Below are 20,439 nucleotides of genomic sequence, written 5' to 3' on the forward strand. Positions count from 1 at the left end.
GCTTAATGAGTTCTGGATACCGCTATCTTAGCCAAACCGATAAGCGCTTGTTTAAAATCACTCTCGGCAATCGGAGCGAGTGCCGCAATTGCCTTTTCTGATTCTTCGATAGCTCGCTGATAGGTGTAGTCTAATGCGCCGCAATCATTTAAGGCTGCCACTATAGTATCGATATGGTCTGTACCATCGCCTTGTTCAATGGCGGTACGGATAATCTGTTGGGCATTCGCATCGCCATTCGAAATAGCATATATAAGCGGCAGTGTCGGTTTACCTTCGGCAAGGTCATCGCCGATATTCTTTCCGAGTTCTTCAGTATCCGCAGTGTAGTCCAGTAAGTCATCAATTAGCTGGAAAGCAGTACCTAGATATTTACCATAGTCAGCCATTGCTTGCTCAACAAGGGGCTCACACCCTGCGACAACCGATGCGAGCTGTGTCGCCGCCTCAAACAGCTTGGCGGTTTTACAGTAGATAACCCGCATGTAGGTTTCTTCTTTGGTGTCAGGGTCATTACAGTTCATTAACTGCAATACTTCACCCTCGGCCAAGATATTGGTGGTGTCGGCAAGTACGCGCAGCACTTTCATTGACTCAAGCTCCGTCATCATCTGAAAGGCTCGGGTATAAAGGAAGTCGCCCACTAATACACTAGCGCTATTGCCAAATAGCGCATTGGCAGTTTCACGTCCACGGCGCAAGGTCGATTCATCCACTACATCATCATGTAATAAAGATGCAGTGTGAATAAATTCGACAATTGCAGCTAACTTAACGTGGTCTCCACCGTTATAATTAACAGCACGGGCAGCAAGCACTGATAGTAATGGACGTAGACGCTTGCCGCCGCCATTAATAATGTAGAATCCCAGTTGGTTGATTAACGCAACGTCTGACTCTAGTTGTTTATAAATCAGTTGGTTGACTGCTTGCATGTCAGCATCGGCTAACTGACGTATTGCGGTTAAATCCATATTAGACCTAGATCTTACGGGAATGTTGCCACCCGTTTTGCTTGTTTTGAGTTACATCTGCCGCAGGATTTTACCTAAAATTGACTGTTAAGACAGTACTTAAGCGAGTGTTGTGTGTAATAAACTGCTCTTTTTTATCTCGCTGCCAATTAGGGCTTGCCAGTGTTGGATTCTTCGCGTAGAATCCGCGCCCATTGTCATTAAAGTTTTTGTGGCGCTCAGCGTTATTACATCCTGAGTGCTAAGAATTTCGGAGTAAAATAGCTATGTACGCTGTTTTTCAAAGTGGTGGTAAGCAACACCGTGTTGCTGAAGGTCACACTGTTCGCTTAGAAAAAATCGAAGTTGCTACCGGTGAAACCGTTGAATTTGATCAGGTTCTGCTGGTTGCAAACGGTGAAGACGTTAAAGTAGGTACCCCTTTAGTCGCTGGCGGCAAAGTGGTTGCTACTGTTGTTAGCCATGGTCGTGGTGAAAAGGTGACTATTCAGAAGTTCAACCGTCGTAAGCATCACGAAAAGAAAACTGGCCACCGTCAGTGGTTCACTGAAGTTAAAATCACTGCTATCAACGCTTAATAGGAGTCTGACTCATGGCACACAAAAAAGCTGGCGGTTCTACTCGTAACGGCCGCGATTCAGAAAGTAAACGTCTTGGTGTAAAGCGCTTCGGCGGTGAATCTGTACTGGCAGGTAACATCATCGTTCGTCAACGTGGTACTAAATTCCACGCAGGTGTAAACGTAGGTATTGGTCGTGACCATACTCTGTTTGCACTGACAGACGGCAAAGTGAAGTTCGAAGTTAAAGGTCCTAACAACCGTAAATTCGTTAGCATCGAAGAATAAGGTTTAGTTCCTGCAGTATATAAGCCCCGCCATTGGTGGGGCTTTTGTTTTGTATGTTGGTTATTTTGGCAGCAATAGAGCGGAAACAGTATACTTTGTCCATCTGTAGCAGCCAGGAGAATGTATGAAGTTTGTTGATGAGGCAGTGATCAGGGTCGAAGCGGGCGATGGCGGTAATGGCTGCGTAAGCTTTCGTCGTGAAAAATATGTTCCTGATGGTGGACCAGACGGTGGTGATGGGGGCGATGGTGGCAGTGTTTATCTGTTAGCCGATGAAAACCTCAATACACTTATCGACTACCGATTTGAGCGTTTCCATGCTGCTGAGCGTGGTGAAAATGGCCGCAGTCGTGATTGTACTGGGCATAGTGGCGGCGATTTAGTGCTGAGGGTGCCGGTGGGGACTCGCGCTGTCGATGAAGACACTGATGAGGTCTTAGGTGATTTGACCACAAATGGCCAAAAGCTATTGGTCGCCAAAGGTGGTTTCCACGGCTTGGGGAATACGCGTTTTAAAAGCAGTACCAACCGTGCACCACGTCAAAAGACCATGGGAACACCGGGTGAAGTCCGCAGCTTGCGTTTGGAGCTGATGTTATTGGCAGATGTTGGTTTGCTGGGCATGCCTAACGCAGGTAAGTCGACCTTTATTCGCGCCGTTTCACGTGCGACTCCTAAAGTGGCTGATTACCCGTTTACAACGCTAGTACCTAATCTTGGGGTTGCCAATCCTCGTCCAGGACAAAGTTTTGTTGTCGCAGATATTCCTGGTTTGATTGAAGGTGCTGCAGAAGGTGCTGGTTTGGGGATCCGTTTCCTTAAGCATCTCGAACGCTGCCGTATTTTATTGCATATTGTGGATATCGAGCCTATTGATGGTTCAAATCCAGCAGATGCCGCGACGGCAATCGTTGCCGAGTTAGAGAAATATTCGCCAAAATTAGCGGCTAAGCCGCGTTGGTTAGTATTTAACAAGGCCGATCTGCTGCTGAAAGAAGAGTTAGACGAAAAGATTGCCAAGGTCGTGAAGGAAATCGGCTGGGAAGGCGATGTCTACACTATGTCTGCTTATACTCGCGAAGGTACAGCAGAGCTTGCCGAGAAGCTGTACGATTTCATCTCTGCCTTGCCAAATGATGAAAGTGAGAAGGACGCCGAAGAAGAAGTTGAATTCAAGTGGGATAATTACCACAAAGAAAGTGTTGACGAGCTCAACCCTGACTATGATGATGAATTTGATGACGACTTCGACGACGATGATTACGATGTTGAGGTTATTTACCAACGCTAGTAACTAAGTGAGAGCCTGACTTCCTGTGTACGCTGATACCCAAAACGATATCACCCGGCAGGTTGTCCGGGCCGCGCAGTTATTATTGGCCTATGGCGCAGAGTCAGATTTGGTTGAAGAGATCAGCCAACGTCTGGGACGTGCGCTAGGCCTCGCCAGCGTCGAACTCTCTATCTCTTCTAATGCCTTGGTGATGACCAGTTTGGTTCATGGCCGCTGCGTCACCACCACAAGGCGTATTCGCGAACACGGCATTAATATGGCCGTGGTTTGCGAATTACAACGTATCTGTTTACTCGCTGAAAAAGGCCTCTATGGCCCCAATGAAGTCCGTAAGAGATTAGCCCGCATCCATCCGCGTTCATATCCCCGTTGGGTTGTTATACCTGTCATTGGACTATCGTGTGCCAGTTTCTGCCATCTTTCTGGTGGCGATGTTATTGCGTGCCTCATTACTTTTCTGGCGTCTGCTTGCGGCATGTACGTGCGGCTGATCCTCGCCGCGCGTCATTTTAACGTGTTAGTTAATTTCGCCATTACAGCATTCATCACTACATTGGTGGCGCAACTCGGCTATTTGAAACCCATTACGGCAACGCCACAGTTGGCTATGGCTGCCGCGGTGCTGATGCTTGTGCCAGGTTTCCCAATGATTAACGCCATCTCCGATATGGTGAAGGGGCACATGAATGTTGGGATTTCCCGCTGGGGCCAGGCAACGCTGATGACAGTGTCATCGGTGATTGGCATTACCATTGCCATGCAGCTTGGAGGATTATTGTAATGTCCTTGCTATTATTGCTGCTCAATGATGCTTTTTTCGCGGCGATTCCAGCCATCGGTTTTGCTATGTTGTTTAATGTGCCGAAACGTTTTCTTATTTTCTGCGCGATTGCGGGCGCGATAGGACATTGCGCCAGAACAGTCATGCTCCGCTATGGTTTACCTATTGAATGGGCAACGTTTGTTGCAGCGGCCCTTATCGGTGTAATAACGATTGCCTTTGCAAAACGGCACTTAGCGCCGCCGCTGTTGTATGCAGTTGCCGCAATTATTCCGATGATCCCCGGTTCTTATGCGTTTAACACTGTCATTGCTATAGTGAAATTAACGGCGAGTCACTCATTGCAGCCGGAATTACTCAATAGTGCCGTAACAAACGGATTAAAAACGATATTTATTTTGGGAGCATTATCGGTAGGGTTGGCAATGCCGGCGCTTGTGTATTACCGTACGCGTCCCATTATTTAATAGGAAAAGATGATGCATATCGCGATGATTGCCGCCATGGCACATAACCGAGTCATAGGTAAAGATAACCAAATGCCATGGCACCTACCGGAAGATTTGCGTCATTTTAAAGCTATGACGCTGGGGAAACCTGTGATTATGGGGCGCCGTACATTTGAGTCGATAGGACGTCCGTTACCAGGCCGTTGCAATATTGTAGTCAGTCGCCAGCAGGATTATCACGCAGACGGAATCACTCTCGTCGCGTCGTTGCAGGAGGCTCTGCTAGCTGCAGGTGACGTTGAAGAGGTTGTTATCATTGGCGGTGGTCAATTGTATCGTGAGGCATTGCCATTAGCGCAAAGACTTTATCTCACTGAAATTCAATTAGATGTGGATGGTGATACCACTTTTCCCGATTGGGATGATGGTAGTTGGCAAATAGAAAGTGAGACAGTTGGTAAAAGTGACAATGGATTGGAATTTCGCTTTATCAGCCTTACGAAAAAATGTTAAATTCGCCTTGCTTAAAATGTAATACCCTGTGTAACAAAGGCCTTGGCCAATAAAATTACAAAAAAGATTAGGAGTGAATAATGCGCTTATTTCCTGTTGCATTAGCGCTGGTAGCTGTTTCAGCGTCAATGGGTGTGGTGACTTCAGCAAAAGCTGACGATTCCATCGCCGCTAACATCTGTGCTGAAGTTCAAGCAAATAACACTATGCGTCTGCGTGATCAGTTAAAAGAACATCGCCTCAAATTACGCAATATCTATACTGACATCGCTTGTAATGGCGAAAGTCTGTTGCGTTTTGCTTATCACTCAAATGCCAATGATACTGGCGAGTACGTAGCTAAGCGCCTGCTAACGGGCCAGCTGCAAGCTGCTGAATCAGATGGTAAGACGATTGCGCAGTGGGCCGATGCGAATGGTTTCTCTGGCAGCCCAATCACCGCTGCAATTAAAGACCGCCTCGGTAACTAATATGTTGTGGGTGAAATAAGAAAGCCGGACTTAGTGCCGGCTTTTTTGTTGTCAGGATTGAGGCTGTCGTTTGCGCTTATGGTTACGCTTAATTCTCGTTCTACGCCGGTCAGCAGCGGCGCGCTTAAATGATAGCGCTCGAGATAGCAGCATACCGATCACGCCGGCTACCAGTAGCATCATTTGTTGCTGTTGCATATTTTGTTGGTGTGCCGCTTTAATTTCGTCAAAAAACAGCCTAGGGTTGAGTCTAACCTCAATAAATCCTAGGTTCTCACCTTGTTGAATAATGGCTTCTACATAAGGCGGATATGGCGCCAGCAGCGTCTCGAGTTCTGGTGCATCAGGGGCAATGTCGTCATCGTTAACATCTTGAGCAAATGATAAACGCATGCCTTCAGCGTTATAGATGGTCGCAGCCATCACTTTGGGATCTTCCACCAATGCTGATGTGAGCCACTGCAGTTGTTCGTCATTCTGGAGCTGCAGCGCTGGTGCGGCTCCATAAGCGGTCTGTTGCACCATTAAGCGTGCCATCTTTTCTGTTTGAGTCTTTAGAAGCTGCTGGCCTTGTAGTAGGCTGGTCTGCCACAATTGCACCAAGCCAATAATCAGCGTTATCGCTAAGGCAATCTGCAGCAAACGAATAATGGTGTGAGTGGCTTTTAGACCTTTGAACAATAACACTTTGTACCTTAGTTAACCGCTGGTGGTTAGTTAATCATAATGGATAATTTGACCACAGCCCAGACGGAGAATTTTTGAGCATGGCCGTAGCGTTTTCCTGTATTCAGCGACAACCACTCCAAGGCAAACAATGTTATGTCAGTGAGCAACAGCAATGGCTCGCGCATGAAGAGGGACAACATACCTCTGGCCCAAGGTTAAGACTCGTTTTTTCTCCAACAGCAGAAGCCGTGGTGATTGGCTACATCGTGAATTTGCCGGTTGTGAGTTTGGCCGAAATTCAACGACAACAATCACTACTTGGACTGGAATTGGTACTGAGCCGAAGCTTGACCGCAGCAGAAACCGAACAGTTAAGTCTGTTAGCAGATACCGAATGGTTGTTGATCGATATTGATGCCAAATTACCCGAGTTAACAACGCCCGGTTTATTGGTGATGGACATGGATTCGACCGCGATTCAGATTGAATGCATTGATGAGTTGGCTGCCGCGGCAGGGGTTGGCCAAGAGGTTGCGGAAGTGACTGAACGCGCAATGCAAGGCGAGCTGGATTTTGAGCAGAGTTTGCGTGCGCGAGTGGCAAAGCTTAAAGGTGCTGATCGAGAGATTATTGATGCCCTTTGCGCCCGTTTGCCGCTTAGTCCAGGTCTGGAAAGCATGATTGCTGAGTTAAAGTCACATCAATGGCGTACGGTGGTCGCTTCAGGTGGGTTTACGCCGTTTGTCGGGCACCTGAAGCAACTATTAGGCTTTGATGCAGCCTATGCTAACGAATTGGTGTTGCAAGATGGTATTTTTACCGGAGAGGTCACGGGCACCATTGTTGATGCGCAATTCAAAGCCGACACAGTAACGCGTTGTGCTGCGCAGTGGCAGCTAACTCACTCTCAAACTATGGCTATCGGCGACGGCGCTAACGATATCCCGATGGTGCAAGCTGCAGCATTCGGCGTTGCTTATCATGCCAAACCTAAGTTGGCGGCGGCCGCTAACGCTGCGATTAGTCAGTTGGGGCTTGAAGTACTGCCTTATTATTTACAGGCGTAAGTGGTTTTTAGTATCGGGCGTTATTCAGCAAGCTGATGCAGCTCTGGGTAACGCCAACGCACTTCCAGACTTACATCGGCGATTTCACCGACTCCAGCGATACGCCACAGCAAGCTCTCCAACTGCTTTTCGCGGTGCATCGCGTGCAGACGAATATATTCTAGTTCCCGCTGTAGATAGGACAGGTCCGGCTTTCCTGTTGCTGCCCGATATATTCTAAACGCAACAAACTCACCGATATCATCCGCTTGTTTAATATAACGGACTTCTTCCAGCGCAGAGGAAAAGCTGTCGATATATTGGCATCGCACCAGCTTACTGTTGTTTTTAGGCCCAACGGACACGGCAAATATTTCGGTAAAATTACTATTCTGCTGCGGCTTCATCTCTTTGATTGGATTGATGATATCCTGCTTTAAGTGGCCATTAGCCAACAACGGCGACAGCTCAAACTGTAGTTTTTGCTCACGATCACAAGCAAATCTGTCGCTGATTGGATCGCGGGTCATACCTATGCCGATGCAGGCAACCCGATATGATTTGCTGGTTTTTTCCAGCATATAGGGCACGGAGCGTAAATGACGCATAAGTTGGTTTTTCAGCGCATCGGCCAGCTCTTTTATCTCGACGTTATGTTCGCTGAGCTGATCCAGTTTGGCGCGATTGTGAATGATCAATCTATTTAAAAACTCAACGCCAGTGTGAACATCGTGGCCAATAACTGCCGAGAGATGCTGTGTCATACCATTTTTACGGCTTTTGACTAAGCGGTAGGGCAGCTCACGTAATTTTGACTTAGGCGACAACTCTTGCAGTTTTGGAAAGCTGAGTACGATTTCTTGTTTAGGATCTAATGTTACGGGCTGGGCGAAGTTAAGTTGCAAACCACGACTTGAGATGTCTTGAGTGACGCCAGTGTACGCAGCACCATTTTGGCTAATCATAACGCTGGTTTTAAACGAATAACGTGGCTCCTGGCGACGCTCACTGAACTGCATCGCGATTGGACGAATCGCCTGATAATCGAGCTTTTTCAGACCAAAACGTTTAAGTTCGTTGGCGGTCGTGGAGTATTGCCAAGCTTGATAGCGGCTTTGTCCAGTTTTGCTGGTGCAGTCATAGAGTTGCACTATATGGGTGTAACGTGAAAGTTGTTGTTCCGTCAGTGCGGCGTAGTTTTGATCATCACCGGGCAGAATCGATGCTTTATAGGATTGACTGTGATCAATGCTATTCACATACAAACGATAGACTCGCCAACTTGCTTTCTGTGCGCCAAAACCTAAAAACAGCGGTAATAGGCTTGGTTGCTGTTGTAGCTCTGCGAGGGTCGCGCAGTAAAAAAATATTCGCCCCTGACTTTGGTAGGTAAAGCTAAACAGTAATGCGTGTGGACTGTCTTCGGGGGCATCAATGAGCGCTGCTAGCCGTTGAGCATCTAGAATTGCCGGAAGCTGATTGATCTCTTTTTCGTCAACAAAATGATGTAACAAGCTTTGGTTATCGCGACTAAGCAGTATAGTGCTGGCGTGGTACTGGCCTTGCTCATTACGCTCAATAAATACGGGCAAATGTGGAAAATGTGGCAGGTAGTGGCGCTCAAACCCCATGCCACTGGCGTTCACCAGCACATCGTTGATGTCGACCTTATAACGAAATTTAAAGCCACGAATAAGATTCGCTAACATCTCAGATAACTGTTCGCTGCCACCTGAACGTTTCAGTCGCAGAACACAGTCATCATCTTTGGTCACCGCATCAGCGACCTGATATTCAACACCTTGCTGCAGATCTGCGAAGTAATATTCGTCACTGAGTTCAATCAGCTTAATCAGCAGAGGTTGGCTGAGATTAAGATTATGGTTAGCTGGCAGCTTTATCCGCGCACCACCTACCGATAAATCGATAGTCGAGCCCGCAACCTCTCGTCTTCCGGGCTGAGATACCAAAATTTTGATGCTGTAATTCATACGCTCTTCGGTGCGGCGAATGTAATTACCTAAAATAATGCCGCGAACCTTGAAGGAGTCCTCTCCCTCATCCAGCTCATTTTGTAGCGAACGTTGGCGCCGTTTTCGCTCATTGTGCATGTTCATTACATGCTCATAGACACCCATAGTGTATTGATTGCGATACAGGGCTAGCGCAGTTTCAAAATCTTGTTTGCCCGCTTCATCGAGAAAATGACGCTGGCCTGCAACGGTGACTTCTGTGCAGGCTTGGTCGCTTTTATCGCGGAGATCTATGATACGCAGGCATGGGGATGCAAGACGGTTGATTTCCATCTTGAGCAAAAAGCGTGTTGAATTTGATTCTTTGGCGGTCAAGCGAGTGAAAATGTCATCGAAATTCGGTTCCATCATCATCGGCTTGAGCTGCTCAATCAAGCTCGCGTGAGCTTCTGGGCTCATCCGTTTCACCCCAAAACAGTGTTACACTGAGATCGCTAATAATTAGTTGTCGGCAAAATACCAAAAAACTAAAGCTATATCCGCCACAATCAGTTAGTTAAGATAAGGTTATATCAGATATTTTTCTTCAGGTTGATCATTTACATTTCTTATGGCGAAAAATAAAACAGCATATGTTTGCAACGAATGCGGACAAGATTTTCCCCGTTGGCAAGGGCAATGCAGCGCTTGTCATGAATGGAACACTATTACCGAAGTTCGCTTAGGGGCAGTCACCGCCGCCAAGGGAAATAAGTTCAGCGGCTATGCTGGCAGTTCTGGCAGTAGCGTGCAGACATTAGATCAAATTGATCTTAATGAGGTACCGAGAATTGCCACCGGTTTTACCGAATTTGATCGTGTACTCGGCGGCGGGATTGTCGCTGGCAGTGCAATTTTGATCGGTGGTCATCCCGGAGCAGGTAAGAGTACCTTGTTGCTGCAGACCTTGTGCTCGTTGGCGCAGACAATGCCTGCTTTGTATGTGACTGGTGAAGAATCACTGCAGCAGGTCGCGATGAGAGCTCATCGCTTGGGGTTACCGACGGATAAACTGAAAATGCTGTCGGAAACCAGCGTTGATGTTATTTGCGAAATCGCATTACGTGAAAAGCCGAAAATTATCGTCATCGACTCGATTCAGGTGATGCATATCAGCGACGTGCAGTCTTCTCCTGGCAGTGTCGCACAGGTACGAGAATCAGCCGCTTTCCTGACTCGCTTTGCCAAGCAAAATGATATCGCCATTATTATGGTTGGTCATGTGACCAAAGACGGCAGTCTCGCCGGTCCTAAAGTACTGGAGCACTGTATTGACTGTTCGGTGATGTTTGAAGGTGATACTGACAGTCGTTATCGCACGCTGAGATCTCATAAAAACCGCTTTGGCGCGATCAACGAGCTTGGTGTCTTCGCCATGACAGAAAAGGGGTTACGTGAAGTCGCAAATCCGTCTGCGATCTTCTTATCGCGCGCAGATGAAGCGGCGCCTGGCTCGGTGGTGATGGTGGTGTGGGAAGGTACACGACCTCTTTTGGTCGAGCTGCAAGTGCTGGTTGACCAATCAATAGTAGGTCATCCAAGACGGATTGCAGTGGGAACTGATGCTAACCGTTTGGCAATGTTACTCGCCGTTATGCATCGCCATGGCGGTCTGCAGATGTCGGATCAGGATGTGTTTGTGAACGTTGTTGGTGGGGTGAAAGTGTCGGAAACCAGTGCTGATTTGACCCTGTTGTTGTCAATGGTATCGAGTTTTCGTTCTATTGTATTGCCGCGCGATCTTGTTGTCTTTGGCGAAGTCGGGTTGTCTGGCGAAATTCGGCCGGTGCCGAATGGTACAGAACGTTTAATTGAGGCCGCTAAGCATGGTTTTACACGTGCGATTGTGCCCAAAGCCAACGTACCAAAAAAAGCACCACCAGGCATGTCTGTGGTCGGAGTGGCCAAGCTTAGCGAAGCGTTGGATGCGCTGGTTTAGATTTTACCTAAGGCGCAGGTTATCACTGCGCCTGATCGTGTTCGGTTATAAACTGTTTGAGCTCGCGGTTTAATAGCGATGAGTCACCAGTATTTAATTCGAGTAGTCGTCTTAGATGGGTGATGCTATCAACATCGATAAAGGCACATTTTAATCCTAAATAACCATCGCGTTGGTAAACCACATCAGCGGTCATTCGTAACTCAATATCCGAACCAGGCAAGGTGAAACCGAGTTCCATTGGTTTATCGGTATGCATGCCAGACGGTTCTTCAACCATAGCACCGTTCAGGCACAAATCATGTAACCGAGTCTGCCACTCACCTTGGTCATTATGTAACTTGGCTTTGGTGTCAAACAGAATGCGTGAAAACTTACGTTTATCTTCCATTATGCTTTATCCGTAACTGCCTAAGAATGTGCCTAAATTGTAGTCATAAAAAATGATTTCAGGTATTTGCTAGATACTTTTTTGACATGTTTTTTATGTAAGATTAGCCAGTTAGCCGCTACAAGACTGATTATCAGCGCCCTCACTAATCAAACCAGATGAACTCACCGATACGCTGCGAGATGCCGTAGTTTCACCATTAGGACAATAAACAAAACTGGCTGAGCCGTTGGCAATACCATCAGCACGGAATACGATTTTGCTACCTTTGACCGAGTCATTGCTATTGAAGCTATCAATCACTTTGAGAACTTGGTTGACCGTGTCGGTGCTGCCAGCGGTTGTGGCATAAACGAGTACGCCATTACTCCAATCACTGCCACAGCTAGTGTTGCTACTATTTGCGCAGACACCAACCGGACGGCCATAGCTAATGGCTTGGTTGCGTGCGAATGCCAATGTTTGCTGAATTTCACTGATGGATGAACTACCACGATAGCCATCGTAAAGCGATTTCAGGGAGGGCACTCCAACTGTCAGCAGAATTGCTGCCACTGCAATAGTGACCATTAATTCCACTAAGGTGAAGGCTGATTGAAACCTTGGCATTGCAGTTCTCCGACGTAACTTACCTTTGTTAATTGTAAGTATAGGGATAGCTGCTCAGCAATGGAATATAAAATGAACAAGCTTATTGACTTAGCAATGAGTTGTGTCGCTAAGCCGAATACGTCCTGCTTGATTGACGACAATACTTCGGTCAGGAACATCGTCGCTATTCGGGCAGTAACTCATGGTACCGTTCATGCCGCTAGCGAGGCCTGTGGGTAAAAAGCGGATTGCGCGCCGATTGAAAAAGATCTCGCTGTCTTCATCAAGTTGTTCGAGTTGATAGAGCACGGTTTCAGTTTCGTCGAGTTGATAGTTGGCGTTCACATCAGCAAACACCGTAATGCCATGCTGCCAGTTTTGTTCGCTGCAACTGCCATTTTCTAAATGGCATAAGGTGACACGTACCCCATAATTGATGGCCTGATTACGCGCTAACCAAATAGTCTGTTTTAGCTGATTGAGTACTGAATCGGTATGGTAATAACGAAGCAAAGTGGTTAACGAAGGTACGCCAATACCTAATAGAATACTAGCAACAGTAATGGTGACCATGAGCTCCACCAAAGTGAAGCCGCGAGTATTATCCCGTTTCATAAACAAATCCTTTTGTTCGTTCGGTTCGCTCCCTGCGCCCGTTTAACAAGTTTAGAAGCTAATTCGCTAATCGTTGCCTGCTATTTAGACGATTATCTAATAACCAAAAACACTGGTTATAGTTAAATTTTGATTATCAAAGACAGTTTTCTGTAACACTGCATGCTAAGCTTGCGGCAAATGTGCATTATTAAGGCATAAAGGAGTACCTGATGAAGAAAGTGGAAGCGATTATCAAGCCGTTTAAGCTGGACGACGTACGTGAGGCTTTAGCGGAAATCGGTATTACTGGCATGACAGTGGTTGAAGTTAAAGGGTTTGGCCGTCAGAAAGGGCATACTGAGTTATATCGTGGCGCTGAATATATGGTGGATTTTCTCCCTAAAGTGAAAATCGAAGTCGTGATTAAAGAAGAACTCGTGGAACAAACCGTTGATGTCATTGTTGATATCGCACGTACTGGCAAGATTGGTGACGGTAAAATCTTTGTAACTGATGTAGAACGTGTAATTCGTATTCGTACTGGTGAAGAGAACGAAGAAGCGGTGTAATTCAGGTACTATGCAATACAAAAGGGCTGGTAGTGACCAGCCCTTCTTTTATTCGGTTGCGACTTGTATGAAGATGCGTTGAGCATCAGTCTTGCCATTTGGTGTCCAGATATTCTGTCTCCATATGTTCGTCAAAGTAGCGACGTTTAGTGTCGCGACGACGTTGCTTAACTTTTTTACTGCGTTGTTTGCCGCGCAGCTGTTCATCATCCCATGATGAATCATCTTCATCAAAATAGTATTCGCGTGACATCTTACTGTTCCAATTAACAGTGCAAATATTGCACGCTCTCTTTTTACCTAAAGCGCTAGGCAAGCTAAAGCGAAAAATTTAGTAACTATCGGCAAGAATTTTTTACCGTTTTCACAGCAGCATGATGGAGCGAAGCTTGCTAAAGACGTCGCATTTTGGCGACAAACATGCCATCGCTGTTGGCTTCAAATGGCCAAATGGTCAAAAATTTTGTTTGATGTCCGCTAAATGGATGTGTCAGCGTCAGCAACTCAAACTCAGGATGAGCTGTCAGAAATTGTTCGACGACTTGGCGGTTTTCAATATCGGTTACCGAGCACGTGGCGTACACCAAGGTGCCATCGGCTTTTACGGCGGCCGCTGCCCGGCTCAGAATGCTCAGTTGCAGTGTGGCACTTTGGTGGACGATGTCGGCATTATCCAGCCAGCGTTGATCTGGATTGCGACGCCAAGTGCCAGTGCAGCTGCAAGGTGCATCCACTAATACGCCATCAAAGCTGGCAGCAGGTACTGGCAAGGTTTCATCCTGCCAACGCTTTAAGCTGATATTACTAAAGCCTGCTCGTTGAGCGCGTTTAGCTAACTCGTTCATCGCTGCAGGACGAATATCAGAGGCGACAATTGTGCTATTGTCCGCGCCAGCCTGTGCCATTAACGAGGCAAGTTGCAGGCTTTTACCTCCAGCACCACAGCATGCATCCCACCAGGTTTGATTCGGCTGCGGCTGACAGATCTGACCTATCACTTGCGATGCCAAATCTTGAATTTCTAATTTGCCGTCACGATAGAGCCCAACTTGCTGAAGGTTGATGCTTTTATTGCCCAAGCTTAATGAGTCAGCAAATGGGCCTGCTTTCGCATCAATGTCTAATTCTCTTAGCTCGCTAATAGCTGCGTCTCGATTGGTGTGTTGTGTCCGAGCCCATATGGGTGGTCGCTGACATAAGGCAGTAATAAATACCTGACGTTGGTTAAAATCCTCAGGTAGTAATGGCCACAACCAATCCGGCACTAATTGTTCTAGGGTAAAATCGAGCGTTGGGAATTGTGCGTTTAACCATGTACAAGCGCTGACAACATCTTCTATGTCTGCCGAGTGAGTTGCTACCTGTGCCAGTTGCGCCCAAGCGTCAGCTATTTCTTGCCATGGATGCTGCTCAAGAGTAGCGGTGATATAAAGCTGTTGCAGACGTAACGGTTGGATATCGTTCGCCATCTTTGGCAGTCGTTGTAACCAGCCCCACCAACGGAACAAACCAAACAAGCTCTCACGAATAATGCGACGATCTTTGGCGCCATGTTTTTTATTGGCCCTGAAATAATCAGCGATGACCCTATCAGCATTCTTTTTCGTCGCCATCACCTCCTCAAACAACGCGATGATGGTTGAGGTATAACTAAAGGCTCGTTTTTCAATAGGTGTCATCAACAGATTCCAAAAAGAGTGCACTTGCTAAAGGGCGCGGAGTATAGCAAAAATTACCTTTTATGGCTTAATAATCCAGTTCTAACGCAAAGCAAAGATAGGCCATGAGCTGCTGCGTCGCTTGGAATTCCTCAGCACAAAACTCAACAAAATCTGTGCTGATGATGCGTTCTCTGCTCAATGGTTTAAGGGCGATAAAGTCTTTACGTTTTAACTCGTCGATTAATGGATGTTGTTTATCAAATCCCTTAGGCGGGCGTTGCAGTTTATCGCCGTCGAGAGTAAATCCAGCGTTTTCTAATTGTTGGACAGCCTTGAGATAGCTGTTGGGATTGTCATCAATGCACTGACGAATTTTATTTAATTCTGGTCCCGCAGGGTGCCAGCAGCCCGCGGCCAGAAAGCATTCATCTTCAGCAATATGCACATACATGCCCGGTGCATGTACATCTCCAGCCTGAAAATGACGAAACTGAATGCCGACATTAAGCTTGTACGGTGCTTTGTTATGACTAAAACGAGTATCGCGTTGTGGCCGCATCAAGCTGCCACCCACCTTCTTAGCGACCGCCGTTAGACGTGGTGATAACGCATGAATATGCGGTTGCATCTGCTCAATGAACTGTAATGCTGGTGTGCGCACATCATCTTCATAGGTTTGCTGATGTTCTTTGAACCAAGCACGTTCGTTGTGCTGTTTTAATGCGTTTAGAAAAACAAAACTTTTCTCAGAAAACATGCGTTCCTCTTTGCCATACTGAGCGTTTCTTAGTTACTGGCGATATCGGCTTCCAATTCAATATCGGTACACCCTTTAGCACAGCGAATTGTGCCGACAACGTCGCCTTTAGCACTGGGCAATTTGGCGCTAAGTGCCTTGCCACAATGTTCGCAGAGTATAGTTTTCCCTGCTAATAAAGCTTTGATCATGCGTTGCTGCTGTTTGAAGGACAGACACGTTCGCTGGTTTAGTTCAGTAAAATTCGGCTCGCTCATAGAGGGTATCGACTTAGTCATGGAGATATGGTCGATTATACGGGGTTAGTTTGGTCAGCATCAAACTTATAAAAAAGGCTCACCAAGCGGCGAGCCTTTGATTACTCAACGCAGTCTATTACATTGCGTTTTGGAAGATTTGGCAGATTTCTTCGTGAGTTGCTTGTTTTGGATTGGTAAATCCACAAGCATCTTTCAGCGCGTTAGTTGCCAGCACTGGAATATCTTCAGCTTTGACACCAATAGTGGTGAGGTTAGCAGGGATATTGATATCTTTTGCCAGCTGCTTGATCGTATCAATTGCAGCTTGTGCACCTTCAGCGTCGCTCATGGCTGACACGTCAACGCCCAATGCTTTAGCAACATCTTTCAAGCGTGGCGCAGCAACTTGCGCATTGTATTCTTGAACGAATGGCAGCAGCAGCGCGTTACAAACACCGTGTGGCAGATCATAGAAGCCACCCAATTGGTGCGCCATTGCATGCACATAACCTAAGCTGGCGTTGTTGAATGCCATACCTGCGAGGAATTGCGCATAAGCCATCTGCTCACGTGCTTCGATGTTACTACCTTCAGCAACTGCGGTGCGCAGATTATCACGAATAATTTCAATTGCTTTGATTGCACAGGCGTCAGTAATTGGCGTCGCTGCGGTAGATACATAAGCTTCAACTGCGTGAGTCAGGGCATCCATACCTGTTGCCGCAGTTAATCCTTTCGGTTTCTTCAACATCAATTCTGGGTCATTAACTGACAGCAGCGGCGTTACGTGCTTATCAACGATGGCCATTTTGATATGACGTTTTTCATCGGTAATGATACAGAAACGGGTCATCTCACTGGCAGTACCGGCGGTGGTGTTGATGGAGATCAGCGGCAATTGAGGTTTAGCTGATTGGTCGACTCCTTCGTAATCACCGATTGCGCCGCCGTTAGCAGCTACAAGTGCGATACCTTTAGCGCAGTCGTGCGGTGAACCGCCACCGAGAGAAATAACGCAGTCACAGCTATTGTCTTTTAACAGTTTTAAACCTGCTTCTACGTTAGACACGGTTGGGTTTGGATGCACGCCATCATAAACTGTCGCAGATAAGCCAACACTTCCCAGTTTTTCGGCAACTTGCCCCACGATGCCGATTTCAACTAAAGGTTTGTCGGTGACAATTAAAGCATGTTTAAAACCGAGAGATTTGATGTCATTGACAGCTTCATCTACTGAGCCTTGACCCAGCACATTCACTGATGGGATGAAGAATTTTGTGGCCATTTTTACACCTCCTAGTGTTCTTGGGCGTTTCTTCGCTCTTGTGCGGCAATCGGTTTATCAGAAGCATTTGCTAAAGTAAATGATATTAATTAATTAAGTCGTGATTTAGGCTTAAAATTAGACCAATGTGTGAGTCACATTCCGTCGTGACTGGCGCCGAACAGGTCGCACAAGAGTTGTTCATCATCATGAACGCTCATTAGTGTAGAGCAGATCGTTTTAAGAAAAAAATAGTTTGTTGATTGCCTGAAGCGGCGAATACATTTTGTTATGCTTGGCATCATTGGATTAGGGGATTACCCGCGACCACCATGAGTAATCTTAATGATGGAAAAACATCAACTTTTGTTGATCTCGCTACGAAAAATTATTCGAGCGATTGACTTACATAGCCGCCAACTCAGCAAACACTCTGGCCTGACAGGGCCACAATTGATGGTGATGCAGCGCATTGCGGCGCTTGGCAATCCTCTGGTGAAGCAGATAGCCGCAGAAATTAACCTCAGCCCTGCAACGGTGACGTCAATTATTGATCGTCTTGAAAGCAAAGGCTTTGTGATTCGTGAACGCTCATCAACGGATAAGCGCAAAGTTCATTTATTGTTAAGCGACACTGGCCGCGCGTTGTTAGATAAAGCGCCCGCGCCTTTGCAAGAGCATTTTATCGACCGTTATCAATCACTCGCAGAATGGGAGCAGAGTCAATTGCTATCTGCGGTTGAACGTATTGCATCGATGATGAATGCCGAAGAACTCGATGCTGCACCAGTGTTGTTAGTTGGTCAAATTTCTGAAGAAAAATAGTCATCTCCTACCTAGTCCCAGACAAAAAATGCCTGTCGCGAAAGTTATTTTCTTTCGCGATGATAGGATTCTGTCGCAAATTGCGCCAATATACTGATGTGAGCTGAATTTTTAGGCAGATATTGGCCGATATCATTCAAAATTTGCACTTGATTGGTGAATTAGTGCACGTTTTTGATTCATTATCTTCGCTGTTTCTTTCAATAATAACGTCACACTTCCATGGGATTATGTGAGTCTGATGTTGTAATTGTCTGATTTATAATGAGTAGCATTCGCTATCTGATATCTGCCAATGGACTCGCACGTGTGGCATTTGCTTCTGGCATGTAACCTGCTCAATAATTGCCTTCTGAAGCAGTCAGGGAGAACTAAGGATGGATCTGGACAAGTTGCTCTACCTGCAAGGTGTCGGTAATAGCTTCGTAGATTGCGATGGCATTTATCACGAGATTTCTATGGAAGATCGTGAGCATCTGCTGCGTACCATGTGTGCAAATCAGCTGGCGCAGTATGAAACATCAGCCAACAGCGATGGTTTTGCTACATGGGTTGAAACGCGGATTGATGAGCTGGATGCTCGTCCTTGGCGAAGCCTGCTGCGGCCTTTTCAGTGGACCAACGCACAACACCCATTGATCACTTTTCAAGTTCTGGCTGAGTTTGGTGGGGAACTGCTGTTGACCTTTGATGATGAGGTTAACGGCCTGAGCTCGTTCAGCTTTAGTGCGCAACGAGCTGAGGTAAGTGGTGATTATTTCACGCAAAATCGTGCCTATGTTGAGCGTCGATACTCGCTGCAGCAACTCTTTACTGATGCAGGTCTCGAATGCCCAGGCGCGGGCTATCATCACCTCAAATTAGCCATTCAAGATGAGCCAGAAAGTACGGTAGAAGGCACTTTGGTTATCGCGCCAGAGCAAGTCTATGGTGCCGATATCACTGCTATTGTTCCTGAACGCCGTCCTTGGGGCATCAGCCTGCAAGTATTTTCGCTTTGGCAACCGTCTGCTGACGGTAAGCTTCCCACCACATTTGGCGACTTTGCCACCTTGAGCACGACCATTAGCCGTTTTGCCGAGCAGGGCGCTGATTTTTTACTGCTTAATCCCTTACATGCTTTACCACTACACAGCCCCGAAGACGCCAGTCCTTACAGTCCCTACGATCGCCGCCGCATTAACCCTTTATATATCGCAGCTCAGATGAGTTCAGAAGGTAAAGATCCAAAGTGGGCAACACACCTGCCTAAGCGCATGCCAAAACTCGATGCTGGTGGTGACTGGATTGACTACCCTGCTGCTGCCAAAGTAAAGGCCGCTGAATTAAAAGCGCTTTATAAAGTCTTCTGTGGCTACGCCAAAACCGCACCGCGACGGATTGCCTTTGATGCGTTTGTCTCTGAACAGGGCGTAGCATTGACGCAATACGCCGAGCAGCAAGCGGTACAAGCACAAGCACCGTGGCTTAAAAATACGGAGTTTTATCTTTATCTGCAGTTTGTCGCAGAGGAACAACTTGCCCATTGCCAACAGCAGGCGTTGCAGCAAGGTATGAAAATTGGATTAGTCCGCGATATGGCCGTTGGCGCCGTTGGTGGCGGGGTTGAAGTTGCACAGGCCGGTGAACAATTTTGTACCCGCGCCAGCATCGGGGCTCCGCCAGACCCATTTGCGCCACAAGGCCAAAATTGGGGGCTAACACCGCTAGACCCTGTCGGTTTAAAACAACACAATTTTGGTCACTTCATCGAGTTACTGCGCAGTAATATGCGCCATTGCGGGGCACTGCGCATCGACCATTTTATGGGACTGTTTCGTATCTGGTGGTGGCCGCTGGCTGCAGCTGGCGAATCTCAGCCCAGTGGTAGTTATATCTACTATCCGTTTGAGGCCATGATGGCCATTTTACGGCTAGAAAGCCATCGTGCACGCTGTATGGTGATTGGTGAGGATTTAGGCATAGTACCGCCTGAAATCAAACAGCCCATGTTTGCCGCAGGCATTTATTCGAACGAACTATTCTATTTCTGTAGTGATGAATATCAGTTCCCCCAATACGCGGGCTACAAGCATCCTAATGATTACAAACAGCATTCGTTGATGATGCTGGCCAACCATGATGTGCCGACCATGGCCGCTTGGTGGCAAGGTAAAGATTTATTGATACGTGAACAGCTACAGTTACTCAAACAAGGCGAACTGGAACAGCTGCAACAGCGGCGTGAGTATCATCGGCAAGGCATTTTACGCTGGTTAGCTGAGATTGCTCATTGTGATGTCAGCGACACCCATTTTACGCATTTATTGCCTAGTTGGGCAGGCGCGGTCGCTGCTGGTCGTTCACAGCTTTACAGCGTTGCCTTAGCAGATTTACTCGCTGAAGAAGATGCCATCAATATTCCCGGCACCAGCAGTGAATATCCTAATTGGCGTCGTCGCTATTCACAGTCAGTCACAGAATTTTCCCAGAACGAATTGCTACATCGCGTGTTGGCAGCAATAAGGTCAGCACGGAGCACACAGATTTAATCAAGTTTTGACAGGAGGAT

The 20,439-nt window shown here is 46.9% G+C and carries 23 protein-coding genes; 12 read left to right on the forward strand and 11 right to left on the reverse strand.

All coding sequences use genetic code 11. The features are described 5' to 3' along the window. Positions 1 to 2 precede the first annotated feature (2 nt). Positions 3 to 974, reverse strand: coding sequence for an octaprenyl diphosphate synthase (ispB, locus tag HR45_RS02110; protein WP_037439201.1), 972 nt, complete (start codon positions 972 to 974; stop codon positions 3 to 5). A 266-nt stretch (positions 975 to 1,240) separates the two neighbouring features. On the opposite strand from ispB, the gene rplU reads away from it, so the two are divergent. The 7 genes from rplU to HR45_RS02145 all read left to right on the forward strand — a co-directional run bounded on the left by rplU (position 1,241) and on the right by HR45_RS02145 (position 5,328). Further along, on the forward strand, positions 1,241 to 1,552 hold the full coding sequence (gene rplU, locus HR45_RS02115) for a 50S ribosomal protein L21 (RefSeq protein ID WP_037439203.1): 312 nt from the start codon (positions 1,241 to 1,243) through the stop codon (positions 1,550 to 1,552). A gap of 14 nt (positions 1,553 to 1,566) precedes the next feature. Beyond that, a complete protein-coding gene (gene rpmA / locus HR45_RS02120; RefSeq protein ID WP_037439204.1) occupies positions 1,567 to 1,821 on the forward strand; it encodes a 50S ribosomal protein L27 in 255 nt (84 codons plus the stop codon). Between the two features lie 124 nt (positions 1,822 to 1,945). After that, complete coding sequence (gene cgtA, locus HR45_RS02125; RefSeq protein ID WP_037439206.1) at positions 1,946 to 3,112, forward strand: Obg family GTPase CgtA; 1,167 nt, start codon at positions 1,946 to 1,948, stop codon at positions 3,110 to 3,112. Between the two features lie 25 nt (positions 3,113 to 3,137). Continuing rightward, positions 3,138 to 3,896: a threonine/serine exporter family protein gene (locus HR45_RS02130; RefSeq protein ID WP_037439208.1), complete on the forward strand. Its 759-nt coding sequence runs from the start codon at positions 3,138 to 3,140 to the stop codon at positions 3,894 to 3,896. Further along, a complete protein-coding gene (locus HR45_RS02135; RefSeq protein ID WP_037439209.1) occupies positions 3,896 to 4,363 on the forward strand; it encodes a threonine/serine exporter family protein in 468 nt (155 codons plus the stop codon). The genes HR45_RS02130 and HR45_RS02135 overlap by 1 nt, the downstream gene beginning before the upstream one ends. Positions 4,364 to 4,375: 12 nt before the next feature. Further along, positions 4,376 to 4,858: a type 3 dihydrofolate reductase gene (folA, locus tag HR45_RS02140; protein WP_037439211.1), complete on the forward strand. Its 483-nt coding sequence runs from the start codon at positions 4,376 to 4,378 to the stop codon at positions 4,856 to 4,858. An 80-nt stretch (positions 4,859 to 4,938) separates the two neighbouring features. Then, positions 4,939 to 5,328 (forward strand): DUF3718 domain-containing protein, encoded by a 390-nt coding sequence (locus HR45_RS02145; RefSeq protein ID WP_037439212.1) that lies wholly within the window; start codon positions 4,939 to 4,941, stop codon positions 5,326 to 5,328. 51 nt (positions 5,329 to 5,379) lie between these two features. On the opposite strand, the gene HR45_RS02150 is transcribed toward HR45_RS02145, so the two are convergent. Continuing rightward, complete coding sequence (locus tag HR45_RS02150) at positions 5,380 to 6,015, reverse strand: AhpA/YtjB family protein (protein ID WP_037439214.1); 636 nt, start codon at positions 6,013 to 6,015, stop codon at positions 5,380 to 5,382. Positions 6,016 to 6,095: 80 nt separating this feature from the next. On the opposite strand from HR45_RS02150, the gene serB reads away from it, so the two are divergent. Then, a complete protein-coding gene (gene serB, locus HR45_RS02155; RefSeq protein ID WP_037439216.1) occupies positions 6,096 to 7,064 on the forward strand; it encodes a phosphoserine phosphatase SerB in 969 nt (322 codons plus the stop codon). Between the two features lie 20 nt (positions 7,065 to 7,084). Here the strand turns inward: serB and HR45_RS02160 are convergent, their stop codons facing one another. Further along, positions 7,085 to 9,475, reverse strand: coding sequence for a PilZ domain-containing protein (locus HR45_RS02160; protein WP_037439218.1), 2,391 nt, complete (start codon positions 9,473 to 9,475; stop codon positions 7,085 to 7,087). A 151-nt stretch (positions 9,476 to 9,626) separates the two neighbouring features. Here HR45_RS02160 and radA point away from each other — a divergent pair, with 151 nt between their 5' ends. Further along, on the forward strand, positions 9,627 to 10,994 hold the full coding sequence (radA, locus tag HR45_RS02165; RefSeq protein WP_037439220.1) for a DNA repair protein RadA: 1,368 nt from the start codon (positions 9,627 to 9,629) through the stop codon (positions 10,992 to 10,994). Between the two features lie 22 nt (positions 10,995 to 11,016). Here the strand turns inward: radA and HR45_RS02170 are convergent, their stop codons facing one another. The 3 genes from HR45_RS02170 to HR45_RS02180 form a co-directional block, all read right to left on the reverse strand. Then, positions 11,017 to 11,385, reverse strand: a complete 369-nt coding sequence (locus tag HR45_RS02170) for a PilZ domain-containing protein (RefSeq protein WP_037439224.1) — start codon at positions 11,383 to 11,385, stop codon at positions 11,017 to 11,019. Positions 11,386 to 11,496: 111 nt separating this feature from the next. Beyond that, positions 11,497 to 11,994 (reverse strand): GspH/FimT family pseudopilin, encoded by a 498-nt coding sequence (locus HR45_RS02175; RefSeq protein ID WP_037439226.1) that lies wholly within the window; start codon positions 11,992 to 11,994, stop codon positions 11,497 to 11,499. A 90-nt stretch (positions 11,995 to 12,084) separates the two neighbouring features. After that, on the reverse strand, positions 12,085 to 12,591 hold the full coding sequence (locus tag HR45_RS02180; protein WP_037439228.1) for a GspH/FimT family pseudopilin: 507 nt from the start codon (positions 12,589 to 12,591) through the stop codon (positions 12,085 to 12,087). 212 nt (positions 12,592 to 12,803) lie between these two features. Between HR45_RS02180 and HR45_RS02185 the strand changes: the two genes are divergently transcribed. Continuing rightward, positions 12,804 to 13,142 carry a P-II family nitrogen regulator gene (locus HR45_RS02185; RefSeq protein WP_037439230.1) on the forward strand — a complete coding sequence of 113 codons (339 nt, stop codon included), beginning with the start codon at positions 12,804 to 12,806 and terminating at the stop codon, positions 13,140 to 13,142. Positions 13,143 to 13,227: 85 nt separating this feature from the next. On the opposite strand, the gene HR45_RS02190 is transcribed toward HR45_RS02185, so the two are convergent. The 5 genes from HR45_RS02190 to yiaY form a co-directional block, all read right to left on the reverse strand. Then, on the reverse strand, positions 13,228 to 13,395 hold the full coding sequence (locus HR45_RS02190) for a hypothetical protein (protein ID WP_037439231.1): 168 nt from the start codon (positions 13,393 to 13,395) through the stop codon (positions 13,228 to 13,230). 139 nt (positions 13,396 to 13,534) lie between these two features. After that, complete coding sequence (locus HR45_RS02195; protein WP_052074425.1) at positions 13,535 to 14,821, reverse strand: RsmB/NOP family class I SAM-dependent RNA methyltransferase; 1,287 nt, start codon at positions 14,819 to 14,821, stop codon at positions 13,535 to 13,537. A 67-nt stretch (positions 14,822 to 14,888) separates the two neighbouring features. Beyond that, positions 14,889 to 15,560 carry a DUF2461 domain-containing protein gene (locus HR45_RS02200; protein ID WP_037439233.1) on the reverse strand — a complete coding sequence of 224 codons (672 nt, stop codon included), beginning with the start codon at positions 15,558 to 15,560 and terminating at the stop codon, positions 14,889 to 14,891. 29 nt (positions 15,561 to 15,589) lie between these two features. After that, positions 15,590 to 15,751, reverse strand: a complete 162-nt coding sequence (locus tag HR45_RS02205; RefSeq protein ID WP_241461037.1) for a hypothetical protein — start codon at positions 15,749 to 15,751, stop codon at positions 15,590 to 15,592. A 184-nt stretch (positions 15,752 to 15,935) separates the two neighbouring features. Continuing rightward, positions 15,936 to 17,084, reverse strand: coding sequence for an L-threonine dehydrogenase (gene yiaY / locus HR45_RS02210; RefSeq protein ID WP_037439235.1), 1,149 nt, complete (start codon positions 17,082 to 17,084; stop codon positions 15,936 to 15,938). 327 nt (positions 17,085 to 17,411) lie between these two features. On the opposite strand from yiaY, the gene HR45_RS02215 reads away from it, so the two are divergent. Next, the gene (locus tag HR45_RS02215) at positions 17,412 to 17,888 is read left to right on the forward strand and encodes a MarR family winged helix-turn-helix transcriptional regulator (protein ID WP_037439439.1); all 477 of its coding nucleotides are present in this window, start codon (positions 17,412 to 17,414) and stop codon (positions 17,886 to 17,888) included. A 377-nt stretch (positions 17,889 to 18,265) separates the two neighbouring features. Next, the gene (gene malQ / locus HR45_RS02220; protein ID WP_037439237.1) at positions 18,266 to 20,419 is read left to right on the forward strand and encodes a 4-alpha-glucanotransferase; all 2,154 of its coding nucleotides are present in this window, start codon (positions 18,266 to 18,268) and stop codon (positions 20,417 to 20,419) included. Positions 20,420 to 20,439: the final 20 nt, after the last annotated feature.

The sequence above is a fragment of the Shewanella mangrovi genome, assembly GCF_000753795.1.
Lineage (GTDB): Bacteria > Pseudomonadota > Gammaproteobacteria > Enterobacterales > Shewanellaceae > Shewanella > Shewanella mangrovi.